At 55.3% G+C, this 16,404-nt stretch carries 3 protein-coding genes; all 3 read left to right on the forward strand.

Annotation, left to right across the window (positions count from 1 at the left end; all coding sequences use genetic code 11):
- The first annotated feature begins 5 nt into the window (after positions 1 to 5).
- Genes NSS79_RS17935 through NSS79_RS17945 form a run of 3 tightly spaced genes read left to right on the forward strand, consistent with a single transcriptional unit; the run spans position 6 to position 16,382 of the window.
- The gene (locus NSS79_RS17935; protein WP_342435542.1) at positions 6 to 3,161 is read left to right on the forward strand and encodes a beta-ketoacyl synthase N-terminal-like domain-containing protein; all 3,156 of its coding nucleotides are present in this window, start codon (positions 6 to 8) and stop codon (positions 3,159 to 3,161) included.
- Positions 3,161 to 9,736 carry an amino acid adenylation domain-containing protein gene (locus NSS79_RS17940; RefSeq protein ID WP_342435543.1) on the forward strand — a complete coding sequence of 2,192 codons (6,576 nt, stop codon included), beginning with the start codon at positions 3,161 to 3,163 and terminating at the stop codon, positions 9,734 to 9,736. Before NSS79_RS17935 ends, NSS79_RS17940 begins: the two co-directional genes overlap by 1 nt.
- 25 nt (positions 9,737 to 9,761) lie before the next feature.
- The gene (locus NSS79_RS17945) at positions 9,762 to 16,382 is read left to right on the forward strand and encodes an amino acid adenylation domain-containing protein (protein ID WP_342435544.1); all 6,621 of its coding nucleotides are present in this window, start codon (positions 9,762 to 9,764) and stop codon (positions 16,380 to 16,382) included.
- The last annotated feature ends 22 nt before the right edge of the window (positions 16,383 to 16,404 follow it).

Below are 16,404 nucleotides of genomic sequence, written 5' to 3' on the forward strand. Positions count from 1 at the left end.
ATGCTATGAGTCATCCTGAGTATCCTTATAACGGAAATGAAATTGCGGTCATCGGCATGGCGGGAAGGTTCCCTCAGTCCGAGAACCTGGAGGCCTTCTGGCGGAATCTGACCGAGGGGAAAGAGTGTATTTCCCATTACTCCAGCCGGGAACTGGAGGAGGCAGGCATTGACCCCGGAATACTAAGTCAGCCGAATTATGTCCGGGCCAAAGGGGAAATCGGCCAGCTCGATGCATTCGATGCCGCTTTTTTCGGGATCAATCCCAAGGATGCGGAGCTTATGGACCCCCAACATCGGATGATGCTCGAATGTGCTTGGGAAGCGCTGGAGCATGCTGGCTACCAATCCTCGGAATGCGGAGGCTCCGTGGGCGTTTTTGCCGGAAAAAGCATGAGCTCATATCTGTTCCTGAACCTCTATCCTCACATTCAAAAAATGCTGGCCACCGGCAATTTGCAGGCAGCCATCGGCAATGACAAGGACAGTATGGCTACAACGATCTCCTATCGCCTGAACCTCAAAGGCCCGTCTATGGCGGTGCAGTCTTCGTCGTCCACCTCTCTGGTCTCCGTCTGCATGGCAGCACAGAGCCTGTTGACCTATCAATGTGACATGGCGCTGGCTGGTGGCATCACGGTTGGCCCGCCTGAACGTGCAGGCTACCTGTTTGAGCCTGGAGGAATTATGTCGGCGGATGGGCACTGCCGCGCTTTTGACGAGAACAGCAGCGGATTTGTTCCGGGCAACGGTTATGGTCTTGTCGTGCTGAAACGGCTGGATGAAGCGATCCGCGACAAGGATCATATCTGGTCAGTCATCAAGGGATTTGCCGTCAACAATGACGGAGCGGATAAAATCAGCTATACCGCGCCAAGTGTAGGCGCACAATCAGAAGTCATCGCTTCGGCCCAGGCGCTGGCAGAGGTTCACCCGCAGACGATCGGTTACGTTGAAGCGCATGGCACCGGCACCCGAATGGGAGATCCCATTGAAATAGAGGCGTTGACCCAAGCGTTCCGCCTTGGCACGAATCAGCGCGGGTATTGCCCGATCGGTTCGGTCAAAACGAACATAGGGCATCTCGATTCTGCCGCCGGCATTGCCGGATTCATCAAAGCGACGCTCATGCTGCACCACAAACAAATTCCGCCGACGCTGAATTATGAGCGCCCTAATCCGGCGATTGACTTTGACGGCAGTCCTTTTTTCGTAAATACAGGGCTTACGGATTGGCCCGAGCAAGCCTACCCGCGCCGCGCCGGAGTGAACTCGCTCGGCATGGGCGGCACCAATGCCCACGTGGTCCTTGAAGAGGGTCCACGTATGTACAGTGCACCAGCCGCGCCGGGGTGGCATATTCTTCCAGTATCAGCGAAATCCGAGACCTCCCTGGCTGGTAATCTGTCCCGGCTGCAGCACTATTTACGCGAAGAGACGCAGACGACATTAGCGGATGTAGCATATACACTGTCGGTTGGCCGGCAGGCTTTTGGGACCAGGGCGGCTGTGGTCTGCTCCACGCAGGAAGAAGCTGTCCTGGCAATGGAAGCGGCCGACCCGCAAGCGGTATACCAGGGAGAAAGTCCTTCCAGGAACCGTCCTGTGGTGTTTATGTTCACGGGGCAAGGCTCGCAATATATGGGGATGGCGGCAGGCCTATATGCTGCTGAGCCGGTATTTCGCGAGTATTACGACCGCTGCGCAGTGCAGATCCAAAGCCTGACAGGGATGGATATCAAGCTATTGATGCAATCCGTTAAGAATCACCCGCAAACACTGGATGTGAACGAGACCGCGCTTACCCAGCCGCTGTTATTTGCTGTTGAGTACGCAATGGCCCAGCTCCTGATCAGCCGGGGACTTCGTCCACAGGCCATGATCGGCCATAGTCTGGGAGAGTACGCCGCAGCCGCAATCGCAGGTGTGTTCCGTCTCGAAGATGCCGTTATGCTGGTCTGCCGCAGGGCAGAGTGGATGTCCCGGACCGAAAGAGGAGCGATGCTGGCAGTTGGGCTCAGCCGTGAGGCAGTAAACGGATATCTACAAGAGAGAATTACGCTGGCAGCGGTCAACAGCCCAAGTCTATGCGTGTTGTCGGGAGAAGAAGCCGCCATTGCCGGACTGGAACAGCGGCTGACGGAAGAAGGGGTTTTTAATAAAAAACTATCCACCTCTCATGCCTTCCACTCGCCGCTGATGCAGCCGATGGCCGCCACTTACCGTGAGTTGTTAATGCAGGTGGAATTAAAGGAACCCTCTGTTCCAATAATGTCCTGTCTTACCGGTACCTGGCTGAAGGCAGAGGAGGCTATCGATCCCGAGTACTGGACACGGCATATTCTCGACCCGGTTGTCTTTATGGATGGACTTGGGGCCCTGCTGCGCGAAGGAAACCGGTTGTTTGTGGAAGTAGGACCAGGCTCCACATTATGTGGTCTGGGGCGGCAGAACCCGGCAGCGGCTGAAGACAGCGTGTGGGTGCCCGCCTTGCGTTCTGTCCACGGACAGGACGAGGACACGCAGGTGCTGGCACAGGCTATAGCCAACCTATGGGTATGTGGTGCAGATCTGGACTGGGGGCTTTATTTCGGAAATGAGACGCGCCGACGGGTCCCGCTGCCAACGTATGCGTTCTCCCGGCACAGCTACTGGGTATATCCCGAAGCTGCCCCGTCCGGCTCAAATGCCTCGGTTTCGGTTACGGTAGGGACACAAGCATCCGGGATATCCGTACCGTTCAGTCCCATTCCCGAGCAACGTCAAACCGGATCACGCCATGCCCGGCCCAAGGTAACGGCAGCGTACCGTGCGCCGGAGGGGAGCATTGAGCAGCAGCTTGTGGAGATTTTGGAACGGGAGCTTCATATTCAACCGGTGGGTGCGGATGATAACTTTTTCGAGCTGGGAGGCCATTCACTGCTGGCCACCCAGGTACTTGACCGGATTCGGCAAGCTTTGGGCGTGCAACTGTCCATCGAGAACATCTTTCTGCATCCGACCGTAAGCGGAATGGCTCAAGTGCTGGAGAACACCTCCGGAGGGACCCGCAAAGAGCAATCCATTGCAAGTTTGTTCCAGGAAATGGCTGCTATGAGCAGTGGCGAAATCGCCAGCAGCCTTGCAGAGGACAAACTCAAACCGAGCGGAGGGAAGGGGTAATGGCCGAACAAGTAGCCTTATCCTCATTGTCGCCTGAGCAAAAACAATGGTTCCGGCTGCAAATGCGTGAACGGGGCATTCCCGTGCTGCAAATTCCCTTGGAAAAACAAACACGCGATGGCAATGGATTACCGTTGTCTTACAGCCAGGAGCGTTTATGGCTGATGGAGCAGCTCGGCGGCACCGCCTCCAGTTATCATCTGCATCAGGCAATCCGAATTACCGGTGCTCTTAAGAAGGGGCATTTGGAAGCCAGCCTGCGCCTGCTGGCGGCCGGTCACGAGAGCTTCCGGACCTCATTCACCGCCACGGAGGGGAAGCCGCAGCAGCACATCGCCGCCGACAGCGTCATTCCGCTGCTGCAGGTCAAGGTCACAGGGACAACAGAAGCGGAGCGGCTGCGCCAGGTCGAACAAGCGGCTCAGCCGCTGCTTACGCAGCCGTTTGATCTCGGCAGGCCGCCATTGCTGCGCGCCGGATTGTACGAGCTGGCAGAGGATGACCACATGCTTGTGTTCGTCATTCATCATATTGTTGCCGATGGCTGGTCGCTTAGATTGCTTACAGAAGAATGGGTGCAGCTCTATAACGTATTATGCAAAGGTCAGAGCCTACCGCATAATCAGCGTGAATACGACTATGCCGATTATGCCTGCTGGCAGAGAGAATGGATGCAGGCAGAGATGCTGACGGAAGGTCTGCATTACTGGAAGGAGCAGCTGCGGGGCGCAGATCCTTTCTATACAATTCCTTCACACCGCCCGCGCCCGCGCTTGCTGACCTCGGGCGGAGATAGCTGCACGCTGCGGATCGAAGCGGAGGAGCTTGAAGCGCTCAGAGTTCTCGCAAGGTCTGCAGGCGCTTCGCTCTTCATGACTGTACTGGCTGCCTTTAACGTGCTGCTGTACAAATATACCGGCAGGGGAGATGTTGTGGTCGGCACTCCGACGGCGGGAAGATGCCGGGAAGAAACCGAAGAGATGCTGGGCTGCTTCGTGAACAATGTGGTGTTAAGAACGGATATCCGCAAAGCAGGCAGCTTCACAGAGGTCCTGCAACTGACCATGCAGACAGTGCTTGGAGCTCTGAAAGCTCAGGAAATCCCGTTCGAGCATGTACTGGATGCATTGAATCCGCCCCGGGACATGGCTTATTCGCCTTTATTCCAGCTCTTTTTTATCTTCCAGCAAGGCGGCATGTCATTGGATCAACTGGACGGTGCTGTCTGCACGCCGCAGAAGTGGACTCAGCCGTCTGCGAAATTCGATATCACACTGGAAGTTATCGAGCATCTCCACCATTTGGATGTAATGCTGGAATACAACACCGATCTCTATGACAAAAGAATAGCAGAAGGTCTGCTCGCCAACTATGTCTGGATGCTTGGGAATTTGCCGGCGAAAGCGCAGCAGACGCTCCCGCAGCTTCCATTAATTTCTCCGTTTGAAGAAGCGGAGCTGCATAAGGCAGGCATCGGCCCGGGTGTTGTTTACCCGGATCGATCGACCCTGTATTCACTGGTGGAGCGGCAAGCCGCAGCCAATCCGTCGGCCGTGGCTATTGTATGCGGCCCTCGTTCCTATACTTATGCCGAATTGTATGGGGCGGCAGAGCGGTTAGCAGCCTATTTACAGTTCTCTGTCGGCGCAGGGCCGGGCCACCGCGTTGGCATCTGTGCCCGTCCTTCGTTCGAGCTGGCGGCAGGCATCCTAGGCATTCTGATCAGCGGCAGCGCTTATGTTCCGCTCGACCCGGCCTTTCCAGAGCAGCGGCTGCAATACATCGCGGGCCACGCCGAACTGGACTGCATTCTGGTAGATCATCCTGCGGAAGCCGAGCGGTTCGGCGACCATCGTTGCTGCGACATCAGCCCAGGTAGCCCGTGTTGGCAGACTAATCGTGCTCTGTCTGACTCCAAGGCATCTGAAAGACCGCATCACGCTTATATGATTTATACCTCCGGGAGTACAGGCCAGCCCAAAGGGGTAGCCGTGACTCACCGGAATGCGGTCCATTTCCTATATGCCATGCAGGATCTGCTGCATATGACATCCGAGGATTCGCTGTTGTCTGTGACGACATGCTCGTTTGATATTTTCTTGCTCGAACTGTTTTTGCCATTATCCGCAGGGGCAACGCTGATCTTCCCACAGAAGGGTAGCAGCAGCGATCCAGGACTGCTTATGGAGAATATGAATCGTTATAAGCCGACCTTTATGCAGGCAACACCGGTATTGTGGCGGCTGCTGCTGGCAGAGGGCTGGAAGGGTTCGGAGCACATGACTATACTCTGCGGTGGTGAGGAACTGAAGCCGGAGCTTGCTGCACAATTGTTGCACCGGGGTAAGGCGGTATGGAATCTGTACGGTCCCACCGAAACAGCGGTATGGTCTCTGGCCCACAAGCTTACGCCGGATGACCTCCTGTACAAAGTCCCGATTGGCAGACCCATCGGACGTACAACCTGCTTGGTATTGGATGAAGCGCTGGCTCTTGTGCCATTCGGAGCCGAAGGCACACTGTACATCGGAGGTGACGGCGTAACGGACGGCTATCACCGTCAGCCGGAGCTGACCGCGCAGAAGTTCATCATGAACCCGCTGGACAAGGCGGGAGGGCGGCTATTCAATACGGGGGACCGGGTCCGGCTGCTGCCTGGAGGAGAAATGGTCTATCTCGGCCGTAAAGACCAGCAGTTCAAGCTGCGGGGCTTCCGTATCGAGCCTTCTGAGATTGAACAGCAGTTGAACCTTCAGCCAGAGATTGCGGCAAGCGCCGTGGTCGCTTGCGACGACGGACAGGGAGAACAACTGTTGGCTGCGTATTGGGTACCGTCCCCTTTAGCCTCTGGCAAGGAGACCATTCCTGACGAGGCAGACTGGAAGGAAACACTCCGCGAGGTACTTCCCAGTTATATGATCCCGGCACGTTTTGTTAAGCTTGCTGAGCTGCCTTTGACACCAAACCGCAAGGTAGACCGGCAATTCCTTTCACGGCTGCCGCTGGACAAGGCGGTATTAACCCGCAGTTACACAGCGCCGCGAAGCACAACTGAGATCCGGCTCGCCGAGGTATGGGGAGAGGTGCTGAACCTGACCAGCGTCGGAATACATGATCATTTTTTTGATTTGGGCGGTAATTCTTTGTTGGCTGTCAAGCTGCTGACTGAAATCCGCTCCAGGATGCAAGTGGAGCTGACGCTCCGCCAACTGCTTATCTCCTCCACCATTGCCAACATGGCAACTGAACTGGATGACGCTGCGGTGGCACCTTTGTCAGAGACGGGAAGCTCAGCCAGAGTGGACTTACCCGAATTTACAGTGTCGCCGCAAGAAGCCTTTGAACCTTTTCCTTTGACCGAAGTACAGATGGCCTATTGGAGCGGAAGACGGACAGGCAGCGCCGCCACTCATGTCTATCAGGAGATGGAGTTTGCGGGTCTTGATATTGAACGTTTCGAACAGTGCTTCCAGACGCTCATTAAGCGGCATCCAATGCTGCGGGCTATGGTCATGCCGGACGGCATGCAGCAGATTCTGGAAGAGGTCCCGCCTTACCCGGTGAGAATGGCAGACGCAAGCGGCTGCTCCGAAGCGGAGCGCGTCTCACGGCTGGACGACATTCGTCAAGCGATGTCGCAGACCATTCATACCGGCAGTTGGCCGATGTTCGCCATTGAAGCAACCCGGCTGCCCGAAGGACTGACCCGGCTGCATATCAGCTTTGATCTTATGATCGCCGATGCGCTGAGTTTTCGGATTATTCTGGAGGAACTGGCTGCGCTGTATGCCGGAACAGCCCAATTGCCGCCACTGGAAGCAACTTTCCGTGATTATGTGCTGTCCTTGCTGTCCGTAACCTCTGCAGACCGTTATAGAATGGCGCAGACCTATTGGCAAGAGCGACTTCCCCGCCTCCCGGCCGGTCCGCAGTTGCCTGTTGCGGTTTCTCAAGGCTTGAAGCGGCAGGAATTTAAGCGCTGGAAGGCCGTTCTGCCGGCCAGTCTCTGGTCAAAACTGTCGGCAGCGGCACGCAGACGGGGGTTAACTTCTTCCGCATTGCTGCTCGCCTGTTATGCGGAAGTACTTGCGCTGTATGCCAAGCAGCCGCATTTCCTGTTGAATCTAACGCTGTTTAACCGCCTCCCGCTGCATCCGCAAATGGAACATTTGGTTGGTGATTTCACAACCATCAGTCTGCTGGAGGTCGATTACCGTGACCCTCTTCCTTTTGACAGCAGGGCTGAACAGCTCCAGAAACGTCTGTGGACTGATCTCGATCACCGCCTTTACAGTGGCATCCGTGTGACAGAACAGCTTATGGCCAACAGCATTCTGAGTGAACCGGTTCCGGTGGTGTTCACAAGCCTGCTGGACTTGTCTGACAGGGAGAGGACGACATCCGGATTTGATCAGATCTTCCAGCGGAGAAATGAATCTGAGACGGAAGCACGCAGTCTGTCGGAGACACCTCAGGTATGGCTGGATCACCAGGTAGCTGAACGGGACGGCGAGCTTCACTACAATTGGGACGCGGCCCTGAGCAAGTTCCCGCCGGGAGTACTGGATGAGATGTTTGCCATCTATGGAAGTTTGCTGCGCCGTTTGGCAGAAGAAGAAGAGGCCTGGGAGCAGGCCCTGCCGCTGGCCGATTCGGGTTCAGCCGGATTCGCACACCGCCTGAGACTGGCGGAAATTGACACACGGCACCGGCACAAACAGGAGACGCAGGACATTGCCCTGCATCATGGCTTTCAGCGGATGGCCCGCACTCAGCCCAATGCTCCGGCCCTGATTGTGGGCGGATATACGTTCTCTTACAGAGAGTTGAACCGCAAAGCCAATGCTATAGCGCATCAGTTGGTGGTGTATGGCATACAGCCGGAGACATTGGTAGCCGTAGTGATGGAAAAAGGCTGGGAGCAGGTGGCGGCTGTCCTAGGGATCTTAAAGGCCGGAGCGGCCTACCTGCCGGTAGATGCAGGTCTGCCTGCCTACCGCATTGGGGAGCTGCTGGAGCTCGGACAGGTTCAAATGGTACTGGTCCAGTCCTCTGTCCCTGTAGGTGATTGGGCTACTACCGGTATTAAGACCCTAGAGGTGAACGAAAATACCGGAAACGAAGAGACGCCGGAATATGGAGGCAATGCAGACGGAATAGGCGAGCAACTGGCCTACGTTTTATTCACTTCCGGCAGTACAGGAACGCCTAAAGGGGTGATGATCAGCCATATAGCCGCGGTTAATACGTTGACCGATATTAACCGCAGCCAGGGGCTAAACCCGCAGGATGTCGTACTTGGCCTTTCTTCGCTAAGCTTCGATTTGTCCGTATTCGATATCTTCGGCTGCTTGGCGGCAGGAGGCACACTTGTGCTGCCAGAGCCGCAGCGGCTGCGCGATCCAGCACATTGGCTGGAGCTGATGCACAAGCACCGGGTTACGGTCTGGAACAGTGTTCCCGCCTTTATGAACATGCTATTAATGTATGCCGCATCTGAAGTACGGCTGGATTCCCTCAGACTGTGCCTGCTGAGCGGAGACTGGATTCCTTCTACTCTTCCGGGAGCTATTCGTCGACTGAGTGTTCAGGCCGAGGTTATTGCGCTTGGCGGGGCAACCGAAGCAGCGATCTGGTCGATTCAGTTCCCGGTTCACACAGTCGATCCGGCTTGGACCAACATTCCCTATGGTCTATCCATGTCCGGCCAGCGTGTATATGTGCTGAATGCACGGATGGAAGAATGTCCAGTATCGGTGCCGGGAGAATTATATATTGGCGGTCTGGGCGTTGCCAGCGGCTACTGGCGGGATGAGATCCGCTCTGCTGAACGCTTTGTCATGTCGCCTATCACCGGAGAACGCCTCTACCGGACGGGGGATTGGGGACGCTATGGATCAGACGGGGTCATTGAATTCCTTGGACGCGACGACCTCCAGGTCAAAATCAGCGGCTACCGCATTGAGTTAAGCGAAATCGAAAGCACCCTGAAGACCTGTCCCGGCGTTCAAGAGGCTACTGTGCTTGCTGAAGGAGAGGAGGACGCGAGACGTCTGCGCGCTTTTGTGGTTCTCGGTTCGGAACGGCAACCCATGCCGGACCCGGCTGCACTGCGTTCCCATCTGCGCTCCCGGCTTCCAGGCTACATGGTTCCTTACAGCATAAGTATTCTCGAAGAATTCCCTTTGACTCCCAACGGCAAAACTGACCGCAAAGCACTTCTGGCCATTCTGCCTGAGATGATTGAACCCGCAGCGGGACCGACGAAATCCGTATTGGAAGAAGGTATTATCTCCATTTGGAAGGAACTGCTGAACCGTCCGCATATCGGCAGGGATGAGCATTTTTTCGACCTTGGCGGCAATTCGCTCAAGCTGGTTCAAATGCAATTGAAGCTGCAGGAGATGCTGAACCGCGAGATTCCTATCATCGAGCTGTTCAGACATACCTCCGTCGCCGCGATGGTTGAATTTTTCGGAAGAGCTTCAGTGGATAAGTCCCCTACAGGTATGGAGCAAAAAGCGGCGGACCGCGCGGACAGACGGTTTCAAGCAAGACAGACGCGCCGCAGATGATTTTGAACATAAGGGAGGAAACACAGTGACCAAGGAACAGTCGGAGCAGGATATAAGCAATGATATCGCCATCGTCAGCATGGTGTGCCGGTTCCCCGGGGTGGATACCGTGGAGCAGTATTGGGAGCTTCTAGCTAGTGGGACGGATGCGCTTCAGCTAAGCCCCGCACCGGCAGGACCAGGCATAGAACCCCTGAACCGCTTGGGGACCGAAGGTCTGATCCCGGTGAATACTTCATTGAAGGACACTGAGAAATTTGATGCTGCCTTCTTCAAGCTGACCAGCAGGGAAGCCGAAATCACCGATCCGCAGCATCGGCTTTTTATGGAGAGCGCCTGGGAGGTACTGGAGAAGGCCGGGTATAACCCGCTGAATTATCCCGGACTGATTGGTTTGTTCGCGGGAGTCAGCACCAGTACTTACCTGATTAACCACTTACTTGCGGACAGGGACCGGAACGAATCCGTCAGTGATTTGCAGCTTATGATCGCCAATGACAAGGACCATATGACCGCCCAAATTGCCTATCGCCTAAATATTTGCGGACCTGTCGTTGCCGTACAAACTTCTTGTTCGACTTCTCTCGTAGCAACGCATCTGGCCTGTGAAAGTCTGCTCAGCGGACAATGCGACCTTGCACTGGCAGGGGGCGTGACGCTCAAATTCCCGCAAGTTCCGGGTTATCTGCATCACCAAGGGGGGCTGACCGCAGCAGATGGGATGATTCACGCTTTTGACGCAGAGGCTACTGGGACTGTATACAGCAATGGCCTGGGAATCGTCGTCTTGAAAAGGCTTGAAGATGCACTGCGGGACGGAGATATGATCCAGGCCGTAATCAAAGGTTCGGCAATTAACAGCGACGGCGCTAACCGGATCGGCTATGCTGCTCCCGGTGTAGATGGCCAGGCGGCGGTCATTGCTGAAGCCATGAGCATCGCCCAAGTCCAGCCGGATGCAATCAGCTACGTAGAAGCTCACGGCAGCGGCACGCCGCTTGGAGATGATATTGAGCTTGAGGCGCTAAGCAGAGCGTTTGCAGCGGCGCGCTCCAACCATTTTTGTGCAATTGGTTCGGCCAAAACCAACATCGGCCATGTCGAGATGGCTTCTGGGGCAGCCGGTCTGATCAAAACAGCCTTGGCGCTCAAACACCGGAAAATTCCGGCAAGCCTTCATTTTGAGACACCGAATCCCAAGCTTGAGGAGCATAGCAGCCCCTTCTACGTAAATGATATGCTTGCTGACTGGGATGCCGGGGAACATGGGCGGTATGCCGGAGTCAGCTCCTTTGGACTAGGTGGAATCAATGCCCATTTGGTGCTGACAGAAGCACCGGTTCAGGCGGAAGGGGATGCAGAGAACCGCTGCGAGCTTCTGGTCCTGTCGGCCAAGACAGCAAGTGCGCTGGAGCGGATGTGCGCCAATATGGCGGCCCATATAGAAATACACCCGCAGCTTAATCTAAGCGACATGGCCTATACCCTTAAGACAGGACGGGCGGTATTTGCCGTTTCAAAAGCTATTGTCTTTCGCGGGCGCACCGATCTGCTGGAGCAGCTAAGGGCTGCGAGTGTAACCGGTACTACACGTCAGGGATCTGCAGCGGAGGGCAAGCTGGCAGTTTGTTTAAGCTTCTCCCAAAGCTGTGTGCTCTCTGCAGAAGAGGCTCGCGATTTATACGAATCGAATACGTCATTTCAGCAGTTGATTAGCGAGCTGTCCGACCAAATCCGCCGCGCATATCCACTCGACCTGCGACATTATGTTCGGTCCGGCCTTACACCTGAACCATCTTCCGCTACCGGGAGAATGTTGTCGTTTGCGCTGCAATTGGCGCTTGGCCGCCTGTTCCTTGGCTGGGGTATCCAAGCCTCTTCCATCGTTGGTACAGGATTAGGTGACTGGGTCAGACTGGTGTTGAAGGGCGAATGTGCCTTGGAGGATGCTTTACATCAGATCTACAGCGAAGACAAGGATCATACTTCCGGTCATGCACCTGAACAGGTGGAGCAGGTCTATGTCCTGAACCTGGGCAAACCCAGCCAATCCGACGGGCAGATTACAGCGGCAGGCCAAGCACCCGGACTATATTGGCTGCAAAGCGAAATCGCCCGATTATGGCTGGCAGGCGCTGAACTGGATTGGGCGCTGTATTACGAAGGAGAACGCAGACGCAAGCTGGAGCTCCCAACTTATCCTTTTGAAAGAGGTGTATTCTGGATTGGCCCTTCCAGCGGACGTTCCACAGCAGATATTGAGAGTGGAAGCCGCCAAGGAAACAGAACGGCAGACAATAACTATTATCAGCAGAAAGTCAAAGAAATCTGGGAGCAGAGCCTTGGGCTCGAGATCGCGGATGGACAGGAGACCTTCTTCGAGCTGGGCGGGCATTCCCTGCTGGCGACCCAAATTTTGTTTGTGATGAACAAGACCTTCTGTACAGAAATTACGCTCCAGCAATTTTTCGATCATCCTACTGTGGACGATCTGGCTGCATTGGCAGCGGAGCAAGCCGGGCAAGGCATCAGTGCGTATACTGATCTTCCCGAGGTGCAGATTGCCTTCGCGGAGCGGTATGATCCCTTTCCACTGACCGATGTGCAAAAGGCCTACTGGATCGGCCGTTCGGAGGGCTTAGAGCTTGGAAATGTATCGACCCATATGTATTTTGAAAATGATGTCGCTGACCTTAATCTAAGCACGTTCCAGCAGGCGTTCCAAGCGCTGATTGAGCGGCATGACATGCTTCGCTCGGTGATTCTTCCGGATGGGCAGCAGCAGATTCTTCCTCAAGTTCCCAGCTATATAATCCGTTCCTATGACATCACCGCTTTTGGGGAAGAGGAGCGAAGCGCCCATGTGCGGTCTATTCGTGAAGAGATGTCGCACCAGGTGCTGGATTGCTGCCAGTGGCCGTTGTTTGATGTCCGCGCGACGCGGCTGCCTGAAGGCCGGGTCCGGCTGCATATCAGCGTCGATCTGCTAATCGCTGATGCCTGGAGCCTGGAGCTGCTGCTGCGTGAGCTCTCTGTACTTTATCTGAATCCGGCACATGTCTTCGAGCCGCTGACCTTGTCCTTCCGCGATTATGTGCTGGCTACTGCAGAGATTGAAAAAAGTGAATTATTCCGCCGCTCCGAGACGTACTGGAAGGGCCGGCTGGACTCCCTGCCAATGGGACCGCAGTTTGAACTTGTGAAGGAACCGTCCCAAGTGCTGAAGCCGGAATTCAGACGGCGGCAGCATGTCATCTCCGCCCCACACTGGAAGCAGCTCAAAAAGAGAGCGGAAGGTTATGGCATTACCTCTACGGTGGCTTTACTTTCTGCTTTTTCGGAGGTGCTGACGTTATGGAGCCGCAAAGCACATTTCGCCCTTAATTTGACCTTATTCAACCGTCTGCCGATCCATCCCGAAGTGGGCGAAGTCATTGGGGACTTCACCTCCCTGACTCTGCTGGAAATTGACAACCGCGAACCGGGTGCTTTCATCAGCCGGGCCCAGCGCCATCAGCGCAGGCTGCTTGAAGATATGGATCACCGCTATTTCAGCGGTGTGCGGGTGACAAGGGAGCTGCTGGCCAAATACAAAGAGCCATCGAAGGCGATTGTACCCGTAATCTTCACGAGCATTCTGAATCAGACGGAACAAGCTGCGACCGAAGGCCAGCCCGCCCAGGCCTTGCAGGAGGATCGCTATAGTGTCTCGCAGACTCCTCAGGTGTGGCTGGATCACCAGGTGCTGGAACGGGATGGGGAACTGCATTTCAATTGGGATTCTGTAGATGAACTGTTCCCGGCCGGCATGCTGGACGAGATGTTTGCTGCATATTGCGAGCTGCTGGACATGCTGGCTAAGGAAGCACAAGTCTGGGATGAACCACTGCCCCTGAGTATGGAGCTTTCACGCAGGATGCCGCACCGCGAACGTCTTCATGAGGTTGCAACATTCCATACCCGGCCACTACTGCCTAATCCGTCACCTGGATCACTGCTGGAGCGTTACCACAAAAACGTACGGCAACGACCGTCCGCAGTGGCACTTATCGCCTCCGGCCTACAGCTTAGTTACTCCGAATTGAATGACTACGCCGATTACGTTGCCGGCCAGCTTATCCTAAATGGAACCCGTCCGGGCGAACCGGTGGCCGTTGTGATGCACAAGGGCTGGGAGCAGATTGCTGCCGTGCTTGGGATTCTCAAGGCTGGCTGCGCGTATCTGCCCGTGGATGCCTCGCTTCCTCAAGCCCGGATAGCTGAGCTTCTGCGGCTTGGACAAGTCGCAAATGCCGTCATTCAGCCTGGTTTGGATCACTCAGATTGGCCGCTGCTTATGCCCGTTGTTCTTAACGGACAGTGCAGGCCGGACGGCAAATACGGAGCAGAGGACCCGGAGGCGGCGGACCGCCTGGCATATATTATGTTCACTTCAGGGAGCACGGGCGTTCCCAAAGGTGTCATGGTCAATCACCGCTCTGTTCTCAATACCATTGAAGATATTCTTCACACTTATAAAGTTGGACCAAATGATGTCATGTTCGGCTTGTCTGCGCTGAACTTTGACCTGTCCGTGTTTGATATCTTCGGCATGCTCTCTGCAGGAGGCACACTCGTTCTGCCAGACAAGGATCATCTCCGGGACCCTGCACATTGGCTGGAGATGATGAACCGGACAGGCGTAACCCTCTGGAATACAGTTCCTGCACTCCTCAGCATGCTTACGGAACTGGTCAAAGATACGAATTCGCCAGTCTGCAGCTCGCTGCGTCTGGCTCTGCTTAGCGGTGACTGGATACCGCTGGGCTTGCCTCAAGCAACCAGCCGGTTGAAGCCAGGGCTTGAGGTGGTCTCGTTAGGCGGTGCCACCGAAGCAGCCATCTGGTCGATTGCTTACCCGGTTCAGGAGGTGTTGCCTGGCTGGACCAGCATTCCTTACGGACGTTCACTCGCCAATCAACGGGTATACGTGCTGAACGAACGGATGGAGGAGTGCCCTATTGGCGTATGCGGGGAATTGTATATTGGGGGGGAAGGCCTCGCTATGGGCTACTGGCAGGATGAACTGCGAACCCTGGAACGATTCATCCGTCATCCTCTGACCGGCCAGCGGCTCTACCGCACCGGCGATCTGGGGAGATATGCGGAGAACGGAAATATAGAATTCTTGGGCCGGGAGGATCTGCAGATTAAGGTACGCGGGCATCGCATTGAGCTAGGCGAGATCGAAGCTGCCCTGAAATCCCATCCGTATATCAAGGAGGCTACCGTAATCAGCCAAGGGGAAGGCGAACGCAAACGGTTGTCCGCCTATGTGACCGTCGACCGTGAACAAGCTTACGGTGTCGCGGGGATGGCCGGGCAGGAATTGATTACGGGGGCAGTGGACCGGATGTTGTTCAAGCTGAATGAACCCGCATTGCGAAATAATCTATCCGGTAAAAGCTACAGTCTGGGTGATGCAGCGGAAGGCAACGATCCATTCTTGCGGCGGCGCAGCTACCGCAGCTTTGTGAAGGAGCCGATTTCCCGGCAGCAATTCGGGGCATTTACGTCCGCTTTGTCACAAAGGACGTTCGATGGTCTTCCTTTTCCCAAGTTCCAATATGGTTCTGCAGGCGGGCTGTATCCAGTCCAGGTCTACTTCCATCTGAAGCCTGGAGCGGTAGAGGATCTGCCTGGCGGGCTGTATTATTACAACCGCAAGGAGCATCAGCTTGTACTGCTCGAAGAACATCCACGGATGGATGCTGCCATTCATGCACCGGGGAACCGTGAAGTATTTGAAGCTTCGGCCTTCCAGATTTTCCTGATCGGCTGCATGGATGCAATCGTCCCTATGTATGGACAGAAGGATGGCCTGGGCTATTCGATGATGGAAGCCGGGATCATCTCGCAGCTCCTGGAAGATAAAGGCCCTGAACACGGAATTGGCTTAATTCAAATGGGTACCCTGGGCTTCGATCACATCCGCCCAATGTTCCGGCTGCGTAGTAACGATGTATATCTGCATTGCCTGCTTGGAGGCGGGATTACGCCTGAGCAGATGACTCTGGCTGGACAGGTGGAAGAGATGAACCTCTATTCTTCCAATAAAACCACTACCAAGGAGAGCAAACCGGACATCGGCAAAGCCCTAACCGCTTATTTAAAAGAGAAATTGCCTTCATACATGGTGCCGTCCGCTATACAGGAGCTGGAGAATTTCCCGCTGACAGCCAATGGCAAAGTAGACCGCAAAGCGCTTGCGCTTCTGGCACCGCAGCTCCCGGAAACCGATGAAGCGGCCGCTATGACGACCGGCGAACTCCCCTCTGGATCCGCTCTGTTGCTGCAGCAGATTGCGGATGCCTGGCGCAAAGTTCTGAACCGTCAGGATATTGGCCTGCAAGATAACTTCTTCGATCTTGGTGGTGATTCGATCAGTATGGTTGCGCTCTTCCGGGAATTGCAGGAGGATTATGGAAGCAGGCTGACCATGATCGAACTATTCAGGTATCCGACGATTAAAGATCTCTGTGAATTTCTGCTGGAAGATGCAGCAGATTCACCGCCGCAGGATGGCTTGCCCCTGGAGCGTGAACGGGCGGATTCCCGGCGCAGTTCCCTGGCCCAGTTAGCCGGCAAACAGCGGCAAGGCCGATAAACAACCTAAATTCAGGAGGGAA

The sequence above is a fragment of the Paenibacillus sp. FSL L8-0436 genome, from assembly GCF_038593025.1.
In the GTDB taxonomy this organism is placed as follows: domain Bacteria; phylum Bacillota; class Bacilli; order Paenibacillales; family Paenibacillaceae; genus Paenibacillus_AQ.

Coding starts and splice junctions, on each gene's coding strand:
- NSS79_RS17935 (WP_342435542.1), top strand. CDS start 6: ATGAGTCATCCTGAGTATCCTTATAACGGAAATGAAATTGCGGTCATC.
- NSS79_RS17940 (WP_342435543.1), top strand. CDS start 3,161: ATGGCCGAACAAGTAGCCTTATCCTCATTGTCGCCTGAGCAAAAACAA.